Raw genomic sequence first — 22,729 nt, forward strand, 5'->3', positions numbered from 1 at the left:
AAACAACTATATTCACCTTTATTGTTTACTAAAATGAAGAATTATACGTATTGAATTTTTGTAGGCATTTTCGGATCTGTATCGTGAATTTCGAAGGCTTCTCCCACTCCAAATCCTTTTTCCTCTAATACTTGTGATACTGACATACGTGCTAGTTCTTTCATGTTATTATCTAAACTTAAATGGGCTAAATAAATATGTTTTGTCTCATCTGTAATTACATCCGCCATCGCTAATGCAGCGTCCTCATTACAAACGTGACCCACATCACTTAAAATACGTCGCTTAATACTCCATGGATAACGTCCCATACGAAGCATTTCCACGTCATGATTACTTTCAAACACGAAAGCATTAGCACCCTTAATAACACCTTTCATACGATCACTCACGTATCCCGTATCTGTAATAAGGGCTAACTTTCTATTATTGTTATGAAAAGCATAGAACATCGGCTCTGCCGCATCATGAGAAACCCCAAATGACTCGACCTCAATATCACCGAATGTTTTCACATCCCCAACTGAGAAAATAAACTTTTGCTCAGTTGGGATATTTCCTATTAAATGTTCCATTGCATTCCATGTTTTCTCATTTGCATAAACAGGTAAATCATATTTACGTGCCAATACACCTAACCCTTTAATATGGTCACTATGTTCATGTGTTACAAGAATACCTGATACATCATTTATATTTAGTTCTGCCTGTTTAAATAAAGCCTCTGTTGCTTTACCACTTAAACCTGCATCGACGAGCAATTTTTTTTCATCTGTTCCTACATATAGCATATTCCCTGTACTTCCACTTGCAAGTACGCTAAAATGCAACCCCATTCTTTCTCACTCCAGTATGTTCATCAACCACTTGATTTTCCCTTTCCCCTAATTCCATAACTTGTCCTTCAATTGCATTTACAAAGAAGTCCTGCTTCTGCTCCGTTTTTAAATTCCATGTTGGAGCGAGTACTTGGTTATTAGAAGTAGATGCGGTAAGGGTGGCATAACCAATTTGTGCTTCTTTTACATGTGTATTCCCATGAACTTTATTTTTTAAATACAGATTTTCTAAAGCTGTTTGAGCAGTAATAATTTCTTGCTGTTTCGTTTTTTCACTTTCGCCCATTTCTTTTAAATCAGTTAGCATCGTCTGCGTGTACGACACAAGTTCATTTTTTTCATTTAATTCCACAACAATCATTGCCTGATCGTTATAGAAAATAGGCTTATCTTTATATTTTTGGAAGAAGTAAATTTTAGAGTCTTTCATCGCCCCAAACTCATACTTTTGTCCATCCAATACATAGTTCTTCAAAAAATCACTATACTTATCTTTGGATAATGATTTTGTATTTAAAAAGGGCTCTTTTAGCTTACTTTCTATCTTGTACATATTTTGTATATGCGCCGTTTGACTCTTTAAGGACTGTACATCTTCTTCTTTAAATGCCTTGTTTTCCGCCCTAATAAATGACTCTTTTTTCGGTTCTTTAGGGAAATTACCCATAGTAATTTTGTTTGCTTTTAATTCTTGATCTATCTTTGTTTCTGCAATAAGCTCCAACTGATTACTATCTTGCTTTTGAATGAATTGAAAAATGAGAAAGAGGTCCAAAACAAAAAAGGTCACAATAAATATGGTTTTAATCCGATCCCAATCCATTTAGTCCTCCCTCACTCCACTCATATATTTTTTGTTTACCCGCTTCATCTTCAACAAACTTTACATACCAAATTGGCTGTAGTCGAGCTACTTGTCCATCTAGTGATAATTTGTATCCAATACCAATGTCTTTAATGAATCGTTTATCTACCGCGGCATTATTTTCTAAGGATGCTATTACAACGTGACCTGATGGAAGAGTAACCTTCTGTTCTATACCTTTCGTATTTAAAGACAACAACGGTCTTTCATATTCCATTACTTCTTCTGATCCCCATACTTGTCTCAATTCAGCTAATCCATCTGTATTGAATACGGAATATCCATCTTCATGTAAACGGAATACCGTCTGTCCTTTATTCATATAGTCCAAACGATATGAATCCAAACTCCCACTGTGACCATTTACAAAATCAAAGCTTTTTTGTAAAAGCATTAAATTATCTGTCGTTTTCTCACTTGAAACAGAAGAATTTTTATACTTTAGCATATGACGATCGTTTTCAATCTCCATGGACCTAATACCATCTGTAAATGTTTCTTTCGATTTCTCGGTAATAGGGCTTAAATAACGTGGGTCACTAAAAAGAGCATTCTTAAATGTGTCGACCGCTAAATTAGATGAAATATATGTTATATTACTTAATTCTGTCGTTCCATCTGGTAAAAATAGCTTTTTCATATCATTAATTTGATAGTCAAAATAAGGTTTTGCCGATACTATAAATTGATTTTGTGCATTTACAATATCTTTTAAATACAAACCACTTAATTTTGCTTCATATATTCTAGAGTTATCGCCATCAGAAACAAAATTAATTTTAATTTCTTGATCCCTACTTCTAGAAGGGTCAAGAATAATTCGATTAAAATGTTTAGGCTTATCTATACTTTTTTCTTTCATATTAAACATAGATTTAACTGCATCAAATGGGATGTTGGTAGGAAAAACAAGTTCCATTTTCCCTTCACCATGCACATAAGAAAGGAAATCAGCCTTAGCAATCGATATCTCTTTGAAATCATGTAATTCCCCTGCTTCCAAAGGTTTATAGATTGATTCTATATCGCCCTCTCTTTTGCTCCCGTAATGATTTTTATCTTTATGCACGATGATAGAAGTAGGACGGACAACATCAGCGATTTTAGTTTGAGTAGTTCCTTCATTCCCCTGCACAAATTTTGCGTTTTGCATAGACGTGGAATCTGGCACATACGTCCATAAGTTAAAAGTAAGAAATAGGCTAATTACAACTAAATTAATTAAAACTATCGTTTTAACATTTTCCATACTCATTCCCAATCGTCCTCTTCATCCGCTGCCATTGGCAATGTGAAATAAATAGTTGTCCCTTTTCCTTCCTCACTCTTCGCCCAAATCGAGCCACCATGCGCCTCAATCATTTCTTTCGCAATTGCTAATCCAAGTCCTGTACCACCCATTTGTCTTGAACGTGCTTTATCTACGCGATAAAAACGTTCAAAGATTTTATCGACGTTTTCTTTTGGAATACCCATTCCTTGGTCACTTACACTAATCTCTAATAATTCCCCCCGATCACGTAAGCGATATGTTACTGTTCCACCTTCTGGTGAATACTTTAATGCATTCGAAATAATGTTATACAAAACTTGCGTAATTTTATCCGTATCCATATCAATAAATCGGGATTTCTTAGAGAAAGATCGTTTGAAACTTACGTTTTGCTCTTTAGACATTTCAAAACGATCAATAATGTTATTAAAGAAGTCAGTAAAGTCGACCCATTCTTTCATTAAACGATGTTCTGTACTATCAAGTTTAGAAAGTTGCAATAACGCATTTACAAGTCTAATCATTCTTTCTGTTTCTTCTTGTGTAACTGTTAAAAATTGCGGTGCAATATTCGGATCTTGCCACGCGCCGTCCGTAAGTGCCTCTAAGTAACTACGCATCGTTGTTAATGGCGTTCTTAATTCATGGGAAACGTTTGCCACAAACTCGCGGCGTTCCCTTTCTATACGCTCCTGCTCAGTTACATCATATAATACGGCAATTAAACCATTTGCTTTCCCTGTCTCTTTTTGAATAACAGAGAAACTAGCACGTAAAATATATGGCTCATTTCTCGTACTAAAATCTAATAAAACGGAATCAGGCTCTTCGTATAAATGATCGAGCGTAAATTCTTCTTGTATCCCTAATACTTCTAAAACAGATTGATCGAGCGCCGTTTCACGCGAAACATTTAGCATCTTTTCCGCAGGATCATTCAATAAAATAATGTCTCCTTTTCGGTCAGTAGCTATTACTCCATCTGTCATATGTGATAAAACGGATGATAATTTACGTCTTTCACTTTCAGTTGAAGAACGAGCTTGTTGTAATTTTTTTGATAAATTATTGAAAGATAATGCTAATTGTCCAATTTCATCATGGCTATGCACTTTTACTTTTCTTGAATAGTTTCCTTTTGCCATTTCAATCGCTTGTCTTCGCATATCTGAGATTGGTCTCGTAATCGTTTGAGCTAATAAAATTCCCAGTACAGCTGTTACGAGTAATGCAATAACGGTTCCAGTCGCAAAAATTTGATTAATATCCTTCATCTGTTTATAAACATCTTCCATAGATGCAACAATGTAAATAACACCAAGTGCATCCTTGCCGTTATCATCTAGAATAGGAGTAAGCATAACTTGTACACGATGGCCTGTACGACCATCCTTCTCAATTTTCACTTCTGGCTTTTTTTGTACCAATACCCGCTGAACAGCTATATCAGTTGATGTTCTATTTACCTTGTTTTGCTTTGACTCATCTGAAATAGCGAGTAACTTTCTATGCGAATCAAATACACTTACCTCTTGGATATCTTTCTTTCGATCAGAGGCAAATTTTCGAATTGAAGTTTTAATCGTTTCATCTGTTGATTCTGTTTCTGCTTTTGTATAACTTTTTTTAAACTCTTGTTTCAAGTTATATGCTAATAAGTTCGTTTGCTGCGTTAAAGAATCTCTAAAGCCTTGTACAAGACTCTTTTCTAACTCTCTTACAAAATATACCCCAATCACTTGCATAGCTATTAATATTAATAGCATATATATGAGTACAAATTTTAAATGAATAGATTGAAAAAAACCAACTTTCTTCATATACTATTCCTGCTCTGGGTCACGCAAGTAATACCCTACTCCACGTCTAGTTACAATTAAAGTAGGATGACTTGGATTATCTTCAATTTTTTCACGTAAACGACGCACTGTTACATCCACTGTACGCACATCTCCAAAATAGTCATAACCCCAAACTGTTTGCAATAAATGTTCACGAGTCATAACTTGTCCTAAATGTTTGGCTAAATAATGTAGTAGCTCAAATTCACGATGTGTAAGTTCAATATTTTCCTCACGTTTCGTTACACTATACGCATTTGAATTGATAACGATTGGTCCAATAACCATTTCCGTATTTTCTTCTTTTTCTGCAGCACCACCTTGTTGATGGCGACGTAAATTCGCCTTCACACGAGCAAGTAATTCCCTCGTACTAAATGGCTTCGTTACATAATCATCTGCTCCAAGCTCAAGCCCTAATACTTTATCAATTTCAGAGTCCTTTGCTGTAAGCATAATAATCGGCATTTCTGAGCTTTTACGTATTTCACGGCAAACCTCTAAGCCATCCTTACCTGGTAGCATAATATCTAATAAAACCATATCTGGCTGCTCTTCATTCGCTTTTTCAATCGCTTCATCACCATCATGCGCCATTACAATTTCAAAACCTTCTTTTTCTAGGTTGAACTTCAAAATATCCGCAATCGGCTTTTCATCATCAACTACTAAAATTTTCTTTCCCATCATCGTCTATTTCCTCCTTATAAAGTGAAACTTTAATCGGTGTTGGTTTTCTTCATCCCACACCTAACTTCTTTACCTTCGCTGAATTTTGGGGTGGGGTCTTACTGCTCGGCAAATAGCGGGTAAAAATATGGTCAATATCCCTAAACACATTGATGTCTACATAGTATGTCCCTATATGACCGCATCTTTTGCTTAAGTACTTTCTCCTCTATTCTCACAGACTCATGTATGATCCACTTTTACACGGAATCCTATACGATCTATAGAAAAACCTCTAGCTTCAACTGCTAGAGGCTTCTCATTCTATTTTAAAATAACTACTCACTTTTGTAAAATTACACAAATAAAAAGGATATTAAGTGGGCCCACTTAATATCCTGAGAGTGGCTCGGGACGGAATCGAACCGCCGACACGAGGATTTTCAGTCCTCTGCTCTACCGACTGAGCTACCGAGCCAAAACTATATATAAAACCACTAATGGTGGTATAAACAAAAGTGGCGGTCCCGACCGGGGTCGAACCGGCGATCTCCTGCGTGACAGGCAGGCATGTTAACCACTACACCACGGGACCAAAAATGAACATAAAAAAAACATGACCCGTACGGGATTCGAACCCGTGTTACCGCCGTGAAAGGGCGGTGTCTTAACCACTTGACCAACGGGCCACGAAAAATAAAATGGTGAGCCATGAAGGATTCGAACCTTCGACCCTCTGATTAAAAGTCAGATGCTCTACCAACTGAGCTAATGGCTCATACTCACCAACGTCATATTTTCGTGACGACAAGATGTATCATAACATGTTTTCTTTGTTTTTTGCAATACCTTTTTTTATTTTTTATAAAAGATAAGAAAAAACTCATGCGGACATGAGTTTTTTCTCAAAAATATCAATTAAGCTTCGTATACGTTACGAACAATATTTGTTTGGTTACGATCTGGTCCAACTGAGAACATAGATAATTGAATTCCTGTTAACTCAGAAACACGTTCTACGTATTTTCGTGCATTTTCAGGAAGCTCGTCTAATGATTTTACACCAGTAATATCTTCTGTCCAACCTGGAAGCTCTTCGTATACAGGCTCACATTTCGCTAAAATGTTTAAGTTTGCTGGAACTTCATCGATAACTTCGCCATTGTATTTGTAAGCAACACAAATTTTAAGAGTCGGAATACCTGTTAGAACGTCGATAGAATTTAATGATAAATCTGTTAAACCACTAACACGACGTGCATGTCTTACAACAACGCTATCGAACCAACCTACGCGGCGTGGACGACCAGTTGTCGTTCCATACTCACGACCAACTTCACGAATTTGATGACCAATTTCATCATGAAGCTCAGTAGGGAAAGGACCATCACCTACGCGGCTTGTATATGCTTTACACACACCTACAACGCGAGTAACTTTCGCAGGACCAACTCCAGTTCCAACTGTTACACCACCAGCAATCGGGTTAGAAGATGTAACGAACGGGTACGTACCGTGGTCGATATCAAGCATAACACCTTGTGCACCTTCAAATAATACACGGTGATTGTTATCTAGTGCATCATTTAATACAACAGACGTATCACATACATATTGCGCGATTTGTTGTCCGTACTCGAAGTACTCTTCGAAGATTTCTTCTAAACTGAAACCTTCTGTATCGTACATTTTTTCAAATAAACGATTTTTTTCTACTAAATTGCGCTCAAGCTTTTCTTTAAATGCTTCACGGTCTAAAAGATCAGCCATACGAATACCAATACGAGCAGCTTTATCCATATATGCAGGACCGATACCTTTTTTCGTTGTACCGATTTTATTATCACCTTTACTTGCTTCTTCTAATTCATCTTGTTTTAAGTGATAAGGTAAAATAACGTGCGCACGGTTACTTACACGCAAATTATCAGTACTTACACCACGATCGTGTAAGTATTTTAACTCTTCAAGTAATGCTTTCGGATCTACTACTAAGCCATTTCCGATTACACAAATTTTCTCTTTATAGAAAATACCAGATGGAATTAAGTGTAATTTATATTTAACTCCGCCGAAAACAATTGTATGTCCCGCGTTATTTCCACCTTGATATCTTGCAACTACTTCCGCATGCTCAGAAAGAAAATCAGTGATTTTACCTTTTCCTTCGTCGCCCCATTGTGTTCCTACAACTACTACTGAAGACATTATTAAAGCACCTCCGCGATTTTCAAACGATCTATTCAAACAATATAATTGTACCAAAACCGAAAAAGAAGTCAACCAAAAAGCGAACATTTTTTTATTAAAAAACATTTTCGTTCGTAAGAATTATATTTTCACATTATGAAAGCCTTATCTTTCCTATAAAAAAAAAGAAACACATCTTATTATAAGAAATGCGTTTCTTTTTTATACTATCTTTATGCAGGCGGCGCATGTCCATCCTCGAAGCGACGTTCTAAGTTAACGAACTTATTGAATTCTTTAACGAATGCGAGCTCTACTGAGCCTACAGGACCATTACGCTGCTTTGCAATAATAATTTCAATCGTATTTTTATTTTCCGTTTCTCGGTCATAGTAATCTTCACGATATAAGAAGGCTACAATATCAGCATCCTGCTCGATACTTCCCGATTCACGAATATCAGACATCATCGGACGTTTATCTTGACGAGATTCTACACCACGAGATAACTGTGACAAGGCAATAACAGGCACTTGCAATTCACGCGCAATCCCTTTTAATGTACGAGAAATCTCAGATACTTCCTGCTGACGGTTTTCTCCTGATTTCCCACTTCCTTGAATAAGCTGTAAATAGTCAATCAAAACCATCCCAAGGCCTTGTTCTTGCTTTAATCTACGACATTTCGCTCGAATCTCATTTACTTTAATCCCTGGTGTATCATCAATATAGATACCAGCATTAGAAAGGCTACCCATCGCCATTGTTAATTTCGCCCAATCATCAGAAGTTAATGAACCGGTACGAAGTCTTTGTGCATCAATATTTCCTTCTGCACAAAGCATACGCATAACAAGCTGATCAGAGCCCATCTCTAGACTAAAAATCGCTACATTTTCATCCGTTTTCGTCGCTACGTTTTGTGCGATATTTAATGAAAATGCGGTTTTCCCTACTGACGGACGTGCCGCTACGATGATTAAATCATTTCGTTGGAAACCTGCGGTCATCTTATCTAATTCAGTAAATCCAGTTGGTATCCCAGTAACTTCACCTTTTTGATTATGCAAAAGTTCAATTTTATCGTAAGCATCTACAAGAACATCTTTAATGTTTTGGAATGCTTTTGCATTCGTTTGGTGAGATACTTCTAATATTTTTTTCTCAGCCTCATTTAAAAGGCCATCCACGTCATCTTCTCTCTCATACCCATCAGATACGATATGAGTCGCCGTTCGAATCAAACGACGTAACAGCGCCTTTTCGGCGATGATTCGTGCATAATATTCTACGTTAGCAGCAGTTGGAACAACTTCTGCTAATTCTGCTAAGTAAGAAACCCCACCAACTTCTTCTAATAATCCTTGATCAGCCATTGCTGATGTCATTATTACTAAGTCAATCGGTTCTCCTTTATCAGATAACCCAAGCATGACTTCAAAAATCTTTTGATGTTTCGTTCGATAAAATGAGTCAGGTACCAATAGTTCCGATGCTGACGTTAATGCATCTTGATCAATTAATATGGCCCCTAAAACCGCCTGCTCAGCCTCTATATTATGTGGAGGGGTACGATCAGCCATTACATCACTCATACGCAATCCTCCTTGCTTAACCTATTTTTATTGTTCACTAACATGAACTTTTACTGTTGCAGTTACTTGCGGATGCAACTTCACAGTAACGTTTGTATAGCCTAATGCACGAATCGCATCATCCATTTCAAATTTACGTTTATCAAGTTTAATTTTATGTGATTTTTGCATTGCATCTACGATTTGTTTACTTGTGATTGAACCGAATAGACGGCCACCTTCTCCAGATTTCGCCTTTACTTCTACAGTTAGTTTTTCTAACGTTTCTTTCAACTCTTTTGCATTTTCAACCTCTGCTGCTGCATCTTTTTCTTCTTTTCGCTTTTGAGCTTCTAAAGTTTTCATACTGCTATTTGTCGCTTCAGCAGCTAATCCTTGTTTTAGTAAGAAGTTATTTGCATAACCATCTGGTACGTTTTTTATTTCCCCTTTTTTCCCTTTACCTTTTACGTCTTTTAGAAAAATTACTTTCATGATTGTGTGCCTCCCTGTAAATAGTCATCAATAACAAATCGAAGCTTCTCCTCAGCTTCATCTACTGTAACATTTTTCATTTGTGTGGCTGCATTCGTTAAATGCCCGCCACCGCCTAAATTCTCCATAATTAGCTGCACGTTCACTTCACCTAAAGACCTGCCGCTAATTCCAATGAAATTCTCGCCACGTTTCGCAATAACAAATGACGCAATAATTCCTGTCATTGTTAATAATGTGTCCGCTGATTGCGCGATAAGCACTTGATCGTAGTAATCATCACTATCAACTTTTGCAATCGCAATTCCATTTGTATAAATGTACGCATTTTTAATAGCTTTTGCAACCCGTAAATACTGATCCATATCTTCTTTTAAAAGCTCTTGTACAAGTACAGTATCTGCACCATGTGAGCGTAAATAAGAAGCGGCATCAAACGTACGAGCACCCGTGCGGAATGTAAAGCTTTTCGTATCAACAATAATACCAGCTAACAATGCTGTTGCTTCTAACATTGTCATTTTTAAATTTTTCGGTTGGTATTCCAGTAATTCTGTAACAAGTTCTGCCGTGGAAGAAGCATATGGCTCCATGTAAACAAGCAATGGATCTTCAATAAAATCTTCTCCTCGGCGATGATGGTCAATAACAACTACGTTTTCAATTTTGTGTAACAGCTTTTCTTCCATCACCATTGAAGGTTTATGCGTATCAACAACAACAAGTAAAGAATCATCATTTGCAAATTCCATCGCTTGTCCTGGTGTAATAAAGTGCGACCATAACTCTTCGTTTTGTTTCACTTTATCCATCAAACGCTTAATTCCCTTATCAGAATCATTTTCATCTAACACAATATATCCTTTGCGCTCATTTAATTGTGCTACCTTTAAAATACCAATCGCAGCACCAATTGCGTCCATATCAGGAGCCCTATGCCCCATTATAATGACATTACTACTTTCTAACACTAAATCCTTTAATGCATGCGAAATAACTCTGGCACGTACACGAGTACGTTTTTCAACTGGATTTGTCTTACCACCATAAAACTTAACTTTACCTGTCGCTTGTTTAATAGCTACTTGATCTCCACCACGGCCAAGCGCAAGGTCTAAACCGGACTGAGCCATTGCCCCAAGCTCTGATAAAGGTAAATCACCTGATCCAACACCTACACTTAAGGTGAGTGGTATATTCCTTTTGGATGTTTCTTCACGCACCTGATCTAAAATGCTAAACTTCCCTTTCTCCATCTGTGCTAAAATACTCTCATTTAGTACAACGAAGAATCTTTCTGAAGATGCACGTTTTAAATATGCCCCATACTTAACGGCCCATTCATTTAGTCGTGATGTTACAAGACTTGTTATATTCGTACGTAATTGATCATCTAACCCTTGTGTAACCTCATCATAATTATCTAAATAAATAACAGCCAAAACAGTGCGTTGATCCTCGTACATCTTTTCAATCTCTGTTTGTTCCGTTACATCAAAGAAATAAATTAACTTTTCTTCTTTCCTTACAAAAACGCGAAACTTTCGGTTATTTAAAGAGACTATATCATCGGAAGTTTCTCCCTTAATAAAAAGAAGTAACGTTTCTGATACATCATAAAGATGCCATCCAGCTAATGCATGCTGTCCTAGACATGAAGATAAATAAGGATTCGCCCAATCAATCCCATAATCCTTATTGTATAACAAAATACCAATCGGCATTTGGTTAAACGCTTCATTACTCACTTTCTTTACTCTTGTAATCATATCTGTCGTATATTTTTCGAAATTCCTTTGAAAGGTCAGTTCAAAACGTATAACAACAAAAAGTACAATGCAAAAAATAAAAAAGGTGGATATCCCCATAATTAAATGAAAATAACAGAGGATCGCAATGAGCACAAGCACGAAAAATGCCAATACATAAACAGGATATAAAAACCACTGTTTCTTATAAAATTCAGGCATGTATACAACTCCTATAAAGTAAAACTAACTCTCCTTCCAGTTAGTTAAACAGATTAAAATAGTATAAGGAATATTACTTTATCCTCCTATTTTAGTACGCAATGAAATCCCTAAATCAATTATACCTAAGATTGTCACAAGAGGAAACAGCATCGGAATAAACATGCAGACAATAAAACTAATAATAGGAACTCCTTTCGTAAAACCTTTCCTATGCGCTATAAAAGCGATAAATGTCAGACCTTGTAGTACTAGTAGTAAAGCAAATATGACATATAGGTTAGAAAATACCATATGTAAATATGATGTCGGTTCTACTTTTATAAAAGTTGATAGCAAAATAAATATAACGTAATACCAAACAATACTCTTTGGTAATTGTATATCTTTAAATTTAGGCCAAGGTATAACGTCATGCTTTAGTTTTCTCAAAACACTACCTGATATCATAACTGTAATCCAAGAAAAACATACCGAGACCATTACAAGCAAACTTGGGAATAATGTTTGTAACACATCATTAAATTGTGCAAATAATTCTTTTTGCTCTTTACTAATAGGCATACCAGCAGTAGTGACTATTTTTTCACTTTGCGCCATACTTTCATTAAGCATATTTTGCATTTGCTTCATTAAATCTATGTTAAAAAACTTTATACTTGCAACATAAATGAGCATAATAGCAATTAAGTACGCAAGCGTCCCCGCCATCAAAATTTCTACCGGTTTTTTTTGTTTTTTATACATATATCCTAAAACGATACCTATCAATCCAAACATAGTTGTCTTTACTAGGTTCATCGGTTGACTGACAATAACAGTAATAAAAAGCGCCGCTGTAAAAATTACAAAGGCATTAGATAATCTATATCTTATCGTTAGCAATATAAACGGCAATGGCAACGCAAACGTTACAACTCTACCTAAAATTGGAACATACATAGATATAAGCAATAACATTGCATATATCGCTAACAGTGCTGCACCCTCAGTAATAAATTTCGTATTTTTCATTATCTAACCTCTCTTTCAAAAAAGAAAAGCATAGCAAAATGCACAGTAGAGTCCGACTCTACTGTGCATTTCATACGCTATTATTCACCAACATATGGTAAAAGTGCCATTTGACGAGCACGTTTAATTGCAACTGTAAGTTTGCGTTGGTATTTTGCGCTTGTTCCTGTTACACGACGAGGTAAAATTTTACCACGCTCAGAAACGAAACGTTTTAATAAATCAACATCTTTATAGTCAATGCGAGTGATGCCGTTAGATGTGAAGAAACACACCTTACGACGTTTCGCACGTCCACCTTTGCGTCCTGCCATGTCTATTCCCTCCATTCTTTGTTAAAAATAGCCGATTTATACCACTAAAATGGTAAATCGTCGTCCGAAATGTCAATCGGTTGACCAACATTCGAAAATGGATCGTCATTCTTTGTAAATCCAGAGTTACCAGTGTTACCTGAGTTACCACCTGGATTACTAGACTGACCAAACGGGTTAGAGCTTTGGTTACCGAAACCAGCTCCTGATGGTTGCTGATTGAATGAACCACGTTGCTCCCCACCGCCATTACGCGGCTCTAAAAATTGTACGCTCTCCGCAAGAACTTCTGTTACATATACACGTTTACCATCTTGTCCATCGTAATTACGAGTTTGAAGACGTCCGTCTACGCCTGCTAAGCTACCTTTTTTCAAATAATTTGCCACGTTTTCTGCTTGTTTACGCCATATTACACAATTAATAAAGTCAGCTTCACGCTCACCTTGTTGATTCGCAAATGCGCGATTCACAGCTAACGTAAAAGTAGCTACTGCAACACCATTGGGCGTGTAACGTAAGTCAGGGTCCTTAGTTAAACGACCAACGAGGATAACACGATTCATCAATCGAACCACTCTCCCTTATATATCAATTATTTTTCTTCTTCTTTAACAACGATATGACGAAGGATATCTTCGTTGATCTTAGCTAAACGGTCGAATTCGTTAATCGCTTCTGCGTTAGAGTTCACGTTTAAGATCATGTAGAAACCTTCACGTAAGTCGTTGATTTCGTAAGCTAAACGACGCTTACCCCACTCTTTCGTGTTAATGATTTCTGCACCATTGTTTGTTAAAACACCTGCGAAACGTTCAACTAAAGCTTTTTGAGCTTCTTCTTCAACGCCAGGACGAATGATGTACATAATTTCGTACTTTCTCATTACACTTTCACCTCCTTTTGGTCTAAACGGCCCATAATGGGCAAGGAGCAATTAATTTATAGTAATTACTCACGAGTTTAGATTATATCATAGTAAGTTAGATGAATCAACTCACCCATACATAAAAAACTTGGCAAAAACATAATATATTTGCCAAGTTCATATCTTTATTTTTCCTAGGAAATATTAAATTAAACGTTGAAGCGGAAGTGCATAACGTCTCCGTCTTTTACGATATACTCTTTTCCTTCTAAACGAACTTTACCAGCTTCTTTTGCAGCTGTCATAGAACCGTTTGTCATTAAATCTTCGTAAGAAACTGTTTCTGCACGAATAAATCCACGCTCAAAGTCTGTATGAATTACGCCAGCACATTGTGGTGCTTTCATACCTTGTTTAAACGTCCATGCACGCACTTCTTGCACACCTGCTGTGAAGTAAGTAGCAAGTCCTAATAAATCATATGCAGCACGAATTAATTGATCTAAACCAGATTCTTCAATGCCTAGTTCTTCAAGGAATACTTTTTTCTCTTCCTCGTCTAGCTCAGCGATTTCTTCTTCGATTTTTGCACATACAACGATTACTTGAGAATTTTCATTTGCAGCAAATTCTTTTACCATTTGTACGTATTTGTTTTCAGAAGGATCGATAATATCGTCCTCACTTACGTTTGCTACATATAACATTTCTTTCGTTGTAAGTAAATGAAGACCTTTAACAATCTTCATTTGCTCTTCTGTAAATTCAACAGTACGAGCTGGTTTTCCCTCTTCAAAAGCCTCTTTTAAGCGAACTAAAATTTCATGCTCATATACCGCTTCTTTATCTTTTTGTCTTGCTAATTTCGCAACACGTTCGATACGTTTATCAACAGACTCTAAATCCGCTAAGATTAGCTCTAAGTTGATTGTTTCAATATCATCGATCGGATCTACTTTCCCTGAAACGTGTGTAATGTTTTCGTCTTCAAAACAACGAACAACTTGGCAAATTGCATCTACTTGGCGAATGTGAGATAAGAATTTATTTCCTAAACCTTCACCTTTACTAGCACCTTTTACGATACCTGCAATATCAGTAAACTCAAATACAGTCGGAACAGTTTTTTTCGGTTCTACTAATTCCGTTAATTTATTTAAACGCTCATCTGGTACTTCTACAATCCCTACGTTTGGATCAATTGTACAGAATGGATAGTTTGCAGATTCTGCTCCTGCTTGTGTAATTGCATTAAATAAAGTTGACTTCCCTACGTTAGGTAATCCAACAATCCCAGCCGTTAATCCCATATTTTTCACTCCTATGTCTCAATCTTTCATCATTATAGATAGTAACGAAAAAAATGACAAGTTTCCTCCAAACGAAAAAAGTAACAGCTACCCATTGCAACTGTTACTTTCTCTCTATTCTTCGTGCTTCACAAGTATTTTTTTCACCTTACGATCAAATTCTCTTCGAGGAATCATTACTGAATGGTCACATCCCTCGCACTTAATGCGGATATCCATTCCCATACGAATAATCTTCCAGCGATTCTCACCACATGGGTGGGCTTTCTTCATTTCCACAACATCGTACAAGTTATACTGCTTTTGCTCCATTCTCCAAACCCCTCTCCATACTAAATTGCTTTTCCACTCACCAATTCTTCACGATTATATAAAACCATACGTGGATATGGAATTTCAATTCCATGTAAATCTAGACGATTTTTAATTTCTTTACGAAGGGCTCTTGCAACAACCGCATGTTGCATCGGCTCTACTTCCGCAATAACACGTAATATAACTTCTGATGCAGCCAATGTTTGCACACCTAATAACTGAGGCTTTGTTACCATTTGCGCATACTGTGCAGGTAATTCTTCTAATAACTCTTCAATGACCTGCTCCGCTTTCGCTATGTCAGCCTCATACGAAATGGATACATCAACAAATGCTACACTATTACTAACTGAATAGTTTGTAACTTGAATGATACTTCCGTTTGGTAAAGTATGAATTTCGCCTGTCCAGCTCTTTACTTTTGTTGTACGAAGTCCAATTTCTAGAACGACACCTTCAAACTGACCAATTTTCACATAGTCACCTACTGAAAATTGATCTTCTAGCAAAATAAATAACCCCGTAATAACATCTTTCACTAAACTTTGAGCACCAAATCCGACTGCTAAACCAATTACCCCGGCACCCGCTAATAAACCAGATGCATTAATATTAAACACACCCAAAATCGCAATTAACATAATGAACATAACAACGTATGCCACAATATTTTCAAGTAACTTCGCTACTGTAACTGTACGACGTTCTGAAATTTGAATTGGCGAACGGCTTCCCATACGAAACGCATTTCGTACAATTGCACGCGCAACTCGCACAATAATTGCACCAAGTATTAAAATAACGACTATTTTTAGTGATTTCACACCTATATTCGTCCAATCAATGGACTCAAACCATTTCAACGCTAAATCCATATACCTCTACCTCTCCAACTAAAATTCCTTTTTAATTATCCTTCTCATTGTATCAGAAGTCACCCTGATTTCCGCAAAAATTTTATGACTTTAATTGTATTTGTTAACTTCCGTGCAGGTATAAAATGGAACGAATATATATATACTAGTACTATTATTTCCGTTTTCACTCAAGTTTTACAGGAAATACGCACTTATAGTTTTCCATTTTACTCACCATATAACATATTTTGAAAATTTATTAAAAGGATGGATGCTTCATGAATATTGGAAGTTTTCGCTTACCCTTTTTCGAAAAAGAAACTCAAAATGTTATGCACCAAGACGTAGAAGCCTCCGAGACAATTAGTAACTTCTTACTTTCCCATATTCCTATTAAAACAAATATACCGATTATTCTCGTGTGTATCGGAACAGATCGTTCTACAGGCGATGCACTCGGTCCGTTAGTCGGTACGAAACTAGAACAAGTAGGAATTAAAAACTTCCAAGTGTTCGGCACACTAGATGAGCCAGTGCATGCACTAAATTTAGAAGAAAGAATTCAAAATATACAGAAAGATAATCCTACTTCATTTATAATTGCGGTTGATGCCTGTTTAGGGAAGTCTCAAAGCATCGGTTCCATCACTACCGGAATGGGGCCTAGTAAACCTGGAGCTGCGATGAACAAAAAATTACCTGCAGTTGGTGATTTACATATTCATGGCATCGTAAATCTAAATGGTTTTATGGAGTTTTTCGTCCTGCAAAATACAAGATTAAGTTTAGTCATGAAAATGGCTGATGTAATTGCACAAAGTATAAAAGAAACAGACCAAAAATTATCTGTATTAAAAAAAGCAAACCATCTATAAATAATAAGATGGTTTGCTTTTTAGTTTTTCTGCGCTAATAATTCTAAAATACGATTTAAATCTTCTTTATTAAAAAATTCAATTTCGATTTTACCTTTTTCTTTTTTCGTTTCTTTAATTTTCACATCTGTGCCAAACTTTTCCCTTAAGAACGTTTCGCGTTCTACAAAAAATATGTTTCTCTCTTTTTTCACTTGTTTTGTTTCACGTGAAACGCGTTGATTAATCTCCTGAACAATTTTCTCTAATTGACGAACATTTAATCCTTCTTTTTCGATTCGTTTCAATAAAGATTTCAATTGTTCTTCATCTTTTATCGTAAGCAAAGTTCTCCCATGAGCCATTGAAAGTTGCCCATTTGCAATCATATCTTGCACAAATGGAGGGAGGCTTAATAAACGCGTATAATTTGCAATGTAAGGTCTGCTCTTACCAAGACGTTTTGCTAATTGTTCTTGCGTTACATTTAGCTCATTCATTAACATTTGATATGCCATTGCTTCTTCCATTGGGTTTAAATCTTCTCGTTGTAAGTTTTCAAGCAATGCAAATTCCATCATTTGCTGCTCATTTAATTGTCTTACAACGGCAGGTACCTTTTCGAGCCCCGCCTCTTTGGCAGCACGATATCTTCTTTCACCTGCAACAATTTCATATCCTTTAATACTCTTCCTAGCAATTAACGGTTGCAATATGCCGTGCTCTTTAATAGAGGCCGATAATTCTTGAATTGCCTCTTTATTAAAGTGTTTACGTGGTTGATATGGATTCGGTCTTAATTCAGTTATCACGATCTCCTGAATTGCCTCTTCTTCTTTCACATCTAAATCAGGAAAAAACACATTAATTCCTCTTCCTAATCCTTTAGCCACCTGCAATCACTTCCTCTGCTAAATCTATATATACTTCTGCCCCTCTTGATTTAGCGTCATACTGCATAATTGGTTTCCCATGACTTGGTGCTTCACTTAAACGAACATTACGAGGAATAATCGAACGGTATACTTTATCCCTAAAGTATTTTTTCACTTCATCTATAACCTGAATCCCTAAATTCGTACGGGCATCCAACATCGTTAGCAATACACCTTGAATTGCTAGATTTTTATTTAAGTGCTTTTGCACAAGTCGAACTGTATTTAATAGCTGACTTAATCCTTCTAGTGCGTAATATTCGCATTGAACAGGAATAATAACAGAATCTGCTGCGGTTAACGCATTAATCGTTAATAACCCTAAGGACGGGGGACAGTCGATAATAATATAGTCATATTCATCACGAACTGGCTGTAATGCCCTTTGTAAACGTACTTCCCGGGAAATAGTCGGTACCAATTCAATTTCAGCACCTGCCAATTGAATTGTAGCGGGTAGAACATCTAAGTTTTCAGTTGCGGTTTTCCGTATAACCCCTTGAACATCTGCATCTTCCACAAGAACATTGTAAATACATTGATCTAATTCGGATTTTTCAATTCCCACACCAGTCGTTGCATTTCCTTGAGCGTCAATATCTACAAGAAGGACCTTTTTACCTACTTGTGCCAATCCAGCCCCTAAATTAACAGATGTTGTTGTTTTTCCAACGCCACCTTTTTGATTGGCAATAGCAATGATTTTTCCCATGATGTCACCTACTTTCAACCTTTCTATCTTATTCTAGTAACAATTACGTTTATTGTAACATGAAATAAAAGTTTTTCTTTTACGTCCTTATTAAACTTCAAAATTTATTTCTAAACTCCTTCTTCATCTAACAAGAAAATATAGTAAAAGAGACCTATCCAATAGGATAAGGTCTCTAACACGCCATTATTATTTTTTCTTCGGAATTTTAATTGTAATTTGATAGTATTCATCAAATTCTTCTTCCGCAGAATTAACATTTAAACCACTGTCAGCAACCATTTGTAATGACTGCCTAATTGTATTCATGGCAATTCTCGTATCTCGACTTACTGCTTTTTGCTTTGCCTTACGCTTCGGTTTGGCTTCCTCTAGTAATTTCGCAATTCGTTCCTCTGTTTGCTTTACATTCAGTTGTTTCTCTACAATTTCCTGTAAAACCTTCAGTTGTAATTCCTCATTCTTTAAAGGAATGAGCGCGCGGGCATGACGTTCTGTAATGCTTTTTTCTAATAACGCACGTTTTATTTCTTCAGGCAACTTTAACAATCGCAACTTATTTGCGATTGTGGATTGTCCTTTTCCAAGTCGTTGTGCCAATGCTTCTTGTGTTAAATTATGTAACTCAATTAGCTTTTGATATGCCACAGCTTCCTCGATTGCTGTTAGTTCCTCACGTTGCAAGTTTTCAATTAAAGCTACAGAAGCTGTCTCTGTATCATTTAAGTTCTTTATAATTGCAGGAACCTTTTCCCACCCTAACTTTGTTGCCGCACGGAAACGCCTTTCTCCAGCGATAATCTCGTACTTGTCATCCTCATATTGCCTCACAACAATTGGCTGAATCAGTCCGTGTGTACGAATCGTTAGTGCTAGCTCTTCAATTCGCGCATCATCAAAAACTGTTCGTGGTTGATAACGGTTAGGGGTAATATTTACTATCGGAATTTCTTGTATTTCTTCATATACCTTTTTATCTATTTCTTCATGGCTTTCGTCTTGTAATTCGAATTCGCTCTCTTTATCTCCAAAGCCAAATAAACGAGAAAACGTATTTTTCATACATATTCCACCACCTTTTAGGCCTATTGACTATTCTCCATAAAATGTTTCCTATGAAACATTTACGTTTTCATTTATATAATTTAATCTTACGTCTAATAAGATTTATTTTTCAATAGGTAATTTATTGGGTGTTCCCGGTTTGCGTGGATATTTCTTTGGTGTCTTGCGCTTTTTCTCGATTAATAAAATATTACGTTCGCTTTCTTCAAACGGTAATTGGAACGTAGACATTTCTTTTAAATTCCCGCCTAGCACCTCTAAAGCATACTTGCCATTTTCAATTTCTTCGTTTGCTGCGGCACCTTTCATTGCAATGAACGTTCCCCCAACTTTTACAAGTGGTAAACATAGCTCACTCAATACCGAAAGACGCGCAACTGCACGTGCCATTACAATATCGTACGATTCACGTACACCTTCTTTTTTCCCAAATGTTTCAGCACGATCGTGACAAAACGCAACGTCACCTAATTCCAACTTTTGTGCTAAATGATTTAAGAAGTTAATACGTTTTTGCAATGAGTCTACAATTGTTACTTTTAAGTGCGGGAAACAGATTTTCAAAGGAATACTTGGGAATCCAGCTCCTGCGCCAACATCACAAATTGAGAATGGTTCTGAAAAATCATAATAAAAAGCAGCCGTAATGGAATCAAAAAAGTGTTTTAAATATACTTCCTCTTTCTCCGTAATAGCCGTTAAGTTCATTTTTTCATTCCACTCTACTAATGTTTCAAAGTAGATTGCGAACTGCTCTAACTGTCTAGAAGAGAGGGTGATACCCTTCTCTTCTAGCATAGATTGAAATTGTTCTATGTTCATCTAACAATATCTCCTTACTATTTATTGGTTCGATACTCGCGCAATTTTTCCTTGTTCAATATACACAAGTAAAATAGAAACATCCGCTGGATTCACGCCAGAAATACGTGAAGCCTGCCCCATTGAAAGTGGACGAACATCTTTCAATTTCTGTCTCGCTTCTGAGGCAAGGCTAGAAATTGCATCATAATCAATATCCACAGGGATTTTTTTGTTTTCCATTTTCTTCATACGCTCTACTTGCTGTAAAGATTTTTCGATATATCCTTCGTACTTAATCTGAATTTCAACTTGTTCTGTAATTTCATCACTTAATTCTACTTCACTTGGTACTAAAAGATGAATATGCTCATATGTCATCTCTGGACGACGTAATAAGTCACTTGCACGTATTCCATCTTTCAATTCACTTCCGCCAATACTACGAATTAATTCTTGAACTTCAGGACGTGGTTTAATAATAATGCTGCTTAAACGTTCCTTTTCCTGTTCAATTTTTAATTTTTTATTTGTAAATCGCTCATAACGCTCTTCTTTAATTAATCCAATTTCACGACCAACTTCAGTTAAACGAAGATCAGCATTATCGTGGCGTAATAATAGGCGATATTCTGCACGAGACGTTAATAGGCGATATGGTTCATTTGTACCTTTCGTTACAAGATCATCAATTAAGACACCAATATAAGCATCCGCGCGACCTAAAATAACTTCTTTTTTACCTAAAGAACGACATGCTGCATTAATCCCAGCCATAAGCCCTTGTCCTGCCGCCTCTTCGTAACCAGAAGTTCCGTTAATTTGTCCTGCTGTATATAAATTTTTAATTTTTTTCGTTTCAAGTGTTGGCCATAGTTGTGTTGGCACAATTGCATCATATTCAATTGCATAACCTGTACGCATCATTTCAACGTTTTCTAGGCCAGGTATTGTTCTAAGCATATCACGTTGCACATCTTCTGGTAAGCTTGTGGATAAACCTTGTACATACACTTCTTGTGTATTACGTCCTTCTGGCTCTAAGAAAATTTGATGACGTGGTTTATCATTAAATCTTACTACTTTGTCTTCAATTGAAGGACAATATCTAGGTCCTGTTCCCTTAATCATACCAGAATACATAGCTGAGCGATGTAGGTTTTCATCTATTAAACGATGTGTTTCCGTACTTGTATACGTCAACCAACATGGAATTTGATCCATAATAAATTTTGTCGTTTCAAAAGAGAAAGCTCGTGGTTTATCATCACCTGGCTGAATTTCTGTTTTACTGTAATCAATCGTATTACTATTTACACGCGGAGGCGTACCTGTTTTAAATCTAACAAGATCAAATCCAAGCTCCTCTAAATGTTCGGATAAAGTTATAGATGGTTGTTGATTATTCGGACCGCTCGAATATTTTAAACCTCCCATAATAATCTCACCGCGTAAAAATGTTCCAGTCGTAATTACAACTGTTTTGGCTGTATATTCAGCACCAGCTTGCGTAACTACCCCTTTACATTCGCCATCTTCGACGATTAAACGCTCAACCATTCCTTGGAACAACGTTAAATTTGGTGTTTCTTCAATTGTTTTCTTTAATTCATGCTGGTAAGAGAACTTATCTGCTTGTGCGCGAAGCGCGCGTACAGCTGGTCCTTTACCTGTATTTAACATACGCATTTGAATATACGTTTTATCAATGTTGCGTCCCATTTCTCCGCCTAATGCATCAATTTCCCGAACAACAATCCCTTTTGCTGGTCCACCAACAGAAGGGTTACATGGCATAAACGCTACCATATCTAAATTAATTGTTAACATTAATGTTTTGGAGCCCATTCGTGCTGCCGCAAGACCAGCTTCACATCCTGCATGACCTGCACCGATTACTATGACATCGTATGAACCGGCATTGTATCCCATTGTTTATTCCTCCTAATAATCTCTATCCTTCTAAAA

At 36.6% G+C, this 22,729-nt stretch carries 22 protein-coding genes and 4 tRNA genes; 1 reads left to right on the forward strand and 25 read right to left on the reverse strand.

The annotated features are described in order from the left end of the window. Window positions 1-41: 41 nt before the first annotated feature. From AC3WTA_RS25475 to AC3WTA_RS25570, 20 genes are all read right to left on the reverse strand, one after another. On the reverse strand, window positions 42-836 hold the full coding sequence (locus tag AC3WTA_RS25475; protein WP_000522836.1) for an MBL fold metallo-hydrolase: 795 nt from the start codon (window positions 834-836) through the stop codon (window positions 42-44). Next, window positions 820-1,662: a two-component system regulatory protein YycI gene (locus AC3WTA_RS25480; protein ID WP_000383734.1), complete on the reverse strand. Its 843-nt coding sequence runs from the start codon at window positions 1,660-1,662 to the stop codon at window positions 820-822. Before AC3WTA_RS25480 ends, AC3WTA_RS25475 begins: the two co-directional genes overlap by 17 nt. Beyond that, window positions 1,643-2,959, reverse strand: a complete 1,317-nt coding sequence (locus AC3WTA_RS25485; RefSeq protein ID WP_000061589.1) for a YycH family regulatory protein — start codon at window positions 2,957-2,959, stop codon at window positions 1,643-1,645. The genes AC3WTA_RS25480 and AC3WTA_RS25485 overlap by 20 nt, the downstream gene beginning before the upstream one ends. Continuing rightward, a complete protein-coding gene (walK, locus tag AC3WTA_RS25490) occupies window positions 2,956-4,797 on the reverse strand; it encodes a cell wall metabolism sensor histidine kinase WalK (RefSeq protein WP_000755363.1) in 1,842 nt (613 codons plus the stop codon). Before walK ends, AC3WTA_RS25485 begins: the two co-directional genes overlap by 4 nt. A 3-nt stretch (window positions 4,798-4,800) precedes the next feature. Beyond that, complete coding sequence (walR, locus tag AC3WTA_RS25495) at window positions 4,801-5,508, reverse strand: cell wall metabolism DNA-binding response regulator WalR (RefSeq protein ID WP_000971866.1); 708 nt, start codon at window positions 5,506-5,508, stop codon at window positions 4,801-4,803. Between the two features lie 384 nt (window positions 5,509-5,892). Continuing rightward, window positions 5,893-5,965, reverse strand: a tRNA-Phe gene (locus AC3WTA_RS25500). Between the two features lie 41 nt (window positions 5,966-6,006). Beyond that, window positions 6,007-6,082, reverse strand: a tRNA-Asp gene (locus tag AC3WTA_RS25505). 22 nt (window positions 6,083-6,104) lie between these two features. Beyond that, window positions 6,105-6,176 (reverse strand) — tRNA-Glu (locus AC3WTA_RS25510). Between the two features lie 13 nt (window positions 6,177-6,189). Beyond that, window positions 6,190-6,265: transfer RNA gene (locus AC3WTA_RS25515), tRNA-Lys, on the reverse strand. A 140-nt stretch (window positions 6,266-6,405) separates the two neighbouring features. Beyond that, window positions 6,406-7,695: an adenylosuccinate synthase gene (locus tag AC3WTA_RS25520; protein WP_000100226.1), complete on the reverse strand. Its 1,290-nt coding sequence runs from the start codon at window positions 7,693-7,695 to the stop codon at window positions 6,406-6,408. A 215-nt stretch (window positions 7,696-7,910) separates the two neighbouring features. Beyond that, entirely contained in the window at window positions 7,911-9,272 is a 1,362-nt protein-coding gene (dnaB, locus tag AC3WTA_RS25525; protein WP_001286242.1) for a replicative DNA helicase, read from the reverse strand. Window positions 9,273-9,299: 27 nt separating this feature from the next. After that, window positions 9,300-9,746 (reverse strand): 50S ribosomal protein L9, encoded by a 447-nt coding sequence (gene rplI / locus AC3WTA_RS25530; protein ID WP_000864225.1) that lies wholly within the window; start codon window positions 9,744-9,746, stop codon window positions 9,300-9,302. Further along, window positions 9,743-11,716, reverse strand: coding sequence for a DHH family phosphoesterase (locus AC3WTA_RS25535; RefSeq protein ID WP_001113911.1), 1,974 nt, complete (start codon window positions 11,714-11,716; stop codon window positions 9,743-9,745). Before AC3WTA_RS25535 ends, rplI begins: the two co-directional genes overlap by 4 nt. A 78-nt stretch (window positions 11,717-11,794) precedes the next feature. After that, a complete protein-coding gene (locus tag AC3WTA_RS25540) occupies window positions 11,795-12,730 on the reverse strand; it encodes a YybS family protein (protein WP_000799154.1) in 936 nt (311 codons plus the stop codon). An 80-nt stretch (window positions 12,731-12,810) separates the two neighbouring features. Further along, window positions 12,811-13,044 (reverse strand): 30S ribosomal protein S18, encoded by a 234-nt coding sequence (gene rpsR, locus AC3WTA_RS25545; RefSeq protein WP_000918874.1) that lies wholly within the window; start codon window positions 13,042-13,044, stop codon window positions 12,811-12,813. A 44-nt stretch (window positions 13,045-13,088) separates the two neighbouring features. Next, window positions 13,089-13,613 (reverse strand): single-stranded DNA-binding protein, encoded by a 525-nt coding sequence (ssb, locus tag AC3WTA_RS25550; protein WP_002096168.1) that lies wholly within the window; start codon window positions 13,611-13,613, stop codon window positions 13,089-13,091. Window positions 13,614-13,639: 26 nt separating this feature from the next. Then, a complete protein-coding gene (gene rpsF, locus AC3WTA_RS25555; protein ID WP_001233781.1) occupies window positions 13,640-13,930 on the reverse strand; it encodes a 30S ribosomal protein S6 in 291 nt (96 codons plus the stop codon). Between the two features lie 191 nt (window positions 13,931-14,121). Beyond that, window positions 14,122-15,222: a redox-regulated ATPase YchF gene (gene ychF / locus AC3WTA_RS25560; protein ID WP_000524656.1), complete on the reverse strand. Its 1,101-nt coding sequence runs from the start codon at window positions 15,220-15,222 to the stop codon at window positions 14,122-14,124. Window positions 15,223-15,336: 114 nt separating this feature from the next. Continuing rightward, window positions 15,337-15,534, reverse strand: coding sequence for a DUF951 domain-containing protein (locus AC3WTA_RS25565; RefSeq protein ID WP_000436051.1), 198 nt, complete (start codon window positions 15,532-15,534; stop codon window positions 15,337-15,339). Between the two features lie 20 nt (window positions 15,535-15,554). After that, entirely contained in the window at window positions 15,555-16,412 is an 858-nt protein-coding gene (locus tag AC3WTA_RS25570; RefSeq protein ID WP_000362297.1) for a mechanosensitive ion channel family protein, read from the reverse strand. A 260-nt stretch (window positions 16,413-16,672) separates the two neighbouring features. On the opposite strand from AC3WTA_RS25570, the gene yyaC reads away from it, so the two are divergent. After that, window positions 16,673-17,269: a spore protease YyaC gene (yyaC, locus tag AC3WTA_RS25575; RefSeq protein ID WP_001020739.1), complete on the forward strand. Its 597-nt coding sequence runs from the start codon at window positions 16,673-16,675 to the stop codon at window positions 17,267-17,269. A gap of 20 nt (window positions 17,270-17,289) precedes the next feature. Here yyaC and spo0J read toward each other — a convergent pair whose 3' ends face one another. The 5 genes from spo0J to mnmG all read right to left on the reverse strand — a co-directional run bounded on the left by spo0J (window position 17,290) and on the right by mnmG (window position 22,693). Then, the gene (gene spo0J, locus AC3WTA_RS25580; RefSeq protein ID WP_001051813.1) at window positions 17,290-18,141 is read right to left on the reverse strand and encodes a stage 0 sporulation protein Spo0J; all 852 of its coding nucleotides are present in this window, start codon (window positions 18,139-18,141) and stop codon (window positions 17,290-17,292) included. Then, on the reverse strand, window positions 18,134-18,895 hold the full coding sequence (gene soj / locus AC3WTA_RS25585) for a sporulation initiation inhibitor protein Soj (protein WP_000516117.1): 762 nt from the start codon (window positions 18,893-18,895) through the stop codon (window positions 18,134-18,136). Before soj ends, spo0J begins: the two co-directional genes overlap by 8 nt. Before the next feature lie 189 nt (window positions 18,896-19,084). Beyond that, entirely contained in the window at window positions 19,085-19,957 is an 873-nt protein-coding gene (noc, locus tag AC3WTA_RS25590; protein ID WP_000799025.1) for a nucleoid occlusion protein, read from the reverse strand. 105 nt (window positions 19,958-20,062) lie between these two features. Then, entirely contained in the window at window positions 20,063-20,782 is a 720-nt protein-coding gene (rsmG, locus tag AC3WTA_RS25595; RefSeq protein ID WP_001019618.1) for a 16S rRNA (guanine(527)-N(7))-methyltransferase RsmG, read from the reverse strand. A gap of 21 nt (window positions 20,783-20,803) precedes the next feature. Then, a complete protein-coding gene (gene mnmG, locus AC3WTA_RS25600) occupies window positions 20,804-22,693 on the reverse strand; it encodes a tRNA uridine-5-carboxymethylaminomethyl(34) synthesis enzyme MnmG (protein WP_000541060.1) in 1,890 nt (629 codons plus the stop codon). Window positions 22,694-22,729: the final 36 nt, after the last annotated feature.

This window comes from Bacillus sp. EB106-07-01-XG149 (assembly GCF_058791555.1).

Bases quoted from the DNA above. Each gene is read 5' to 3' on its own strand.
- AC3WTA_RS25570 (WP_000362297.1), bottom strand. From the start codon at position 16,412: ATGGATTTAGCGTTGAAATGGTTTGAGTCCATTGATTGGACGAATATA.
- AC3WTA_RS25475 (WP_000522836.1), bottom strand. From the start codon at position 836: ATGGGGTTGCATTTTAGCGTACTTGCAAGTGGAAGTACAGGGAATATG.
- mnmG (WP_000541060.1), bottom strand. From the start codon at position 22,693: ATGGGATACAATGCCGGTTCATACGATGTCATAGTAATCGGTGCAGGT.
- noc (WP_000799025.1), bottom strand. From the start codon at position 19,957: ATGAAAAATACGTTTTCTCGTTTATTTGGCTTTGGAGATAAAGAGAGC.
- walK (WP_000755363.1), bottom strand. From the start codon at position 4,797: ATGAAGAAAGTTGGTTTTTTTCAATCTATTCATTTAAAATTTGTACTC.
- rpsF (WP_001233781.1), bottom strand. From the start codon at position 13,930: ATGAGAAAGTACGAAATTATGTACATCATTCGTCCTGGCGTTGAAGAA.
- rplI (WP_000864225.1), bottom strand. From the start codon at position 9,746: ATGAAAGTAATTTTTCTAAAAGACGTAAAAGGTAAAGGGAAAAAAGGG.
- dnaB (WP_001286242.1), bottom strand. From the start codon at position 9,272: ATGAGTGATGTAATGGCTGATCGTACCCCTCCACATAATATAGAGGCT.
- AC3WTA_RS25565 (WP_000436051.1), bottom strand. From the start codon at position 15,534: ATGGAGCAAAAGCAGTATAACTTGTACGATGTTGTGGAAATGAAGAAA.
- AC3WTA_RS25480 (WP_000383734.1), bottom strand. From the start codon at position 1,662: ATGGATTGGGATCGGATTAAAACCATATTTATTGTGACCTTTTTTGTT.
- AC3WTA_RS25485 (WP_000061589.1), bottom strand. From the start codon at position 2,959: ATGAGTATGGAAAATGTTAAAACGATAGTTTTAATTAATTTAGTTGTA.
- AC3WTA_RS25535 (WP_001113911.1), bottom strand. From the start codon at position 11,716: ATGCCTGAATTTTATAAGAAACAGTGGTTTTTATATCCTGTTTATGTA.
- yyaC (WP_001020739.1), top strand. From the start codon at position 16,673: ATGAATATTGGAAGTTTTCGCTTACCCTTTTTCGAAAAAGAAACTCAA.
- AC3WTA_RS25540 (WP_000799154.1), bottom strand. From the start codon at position 12,730: ATGAAAAATACGAAATTTATTACTGAGGGTGCAGCACTGTTAGCGATA.
- ychF (WP_000524656.1), bottom strand. From the start codon at position 15,222: ATGGGATTAACGGCTGGGATTGTTGGATTACCTAACGTAGGGAAGTCA.
- AC3WTA_RS25520 (WP_000100226.1), bottom strand. From the start codon at position 7,695: ATGTCTTCAGTAGTAGTTGTAGGAACACAATGGGGCGACGAAGGAAAA.
- rsmG (WP_001019618.1), bottom strand. From the start codon at position 20,782: ATGAACATAGAACAATTTCAATCTATGCTAGAAGAGAAGGGTATCACC.
- soj (WP_000516117.1), bottom strand. From the start codon at position 18,895: ATGGGAAAAATCATTGCTATTGCCAATCAAAAAGGTGGCGTTGGAAAA.
- rpsR (WP_000918874.1), bottom strand. From the start codon at position 13,044: ATGGCAGGACGCAAAGGTGGACGTGCGAAACGTCGTAAGGTGTGTTTC.
- walR (WP_000971866.1), bottom strand. From the start codon at position 5,508: ATGATGGGAAAGAAAATTTTAGTAGTTGATGATGAAAAGCCGATTGCG.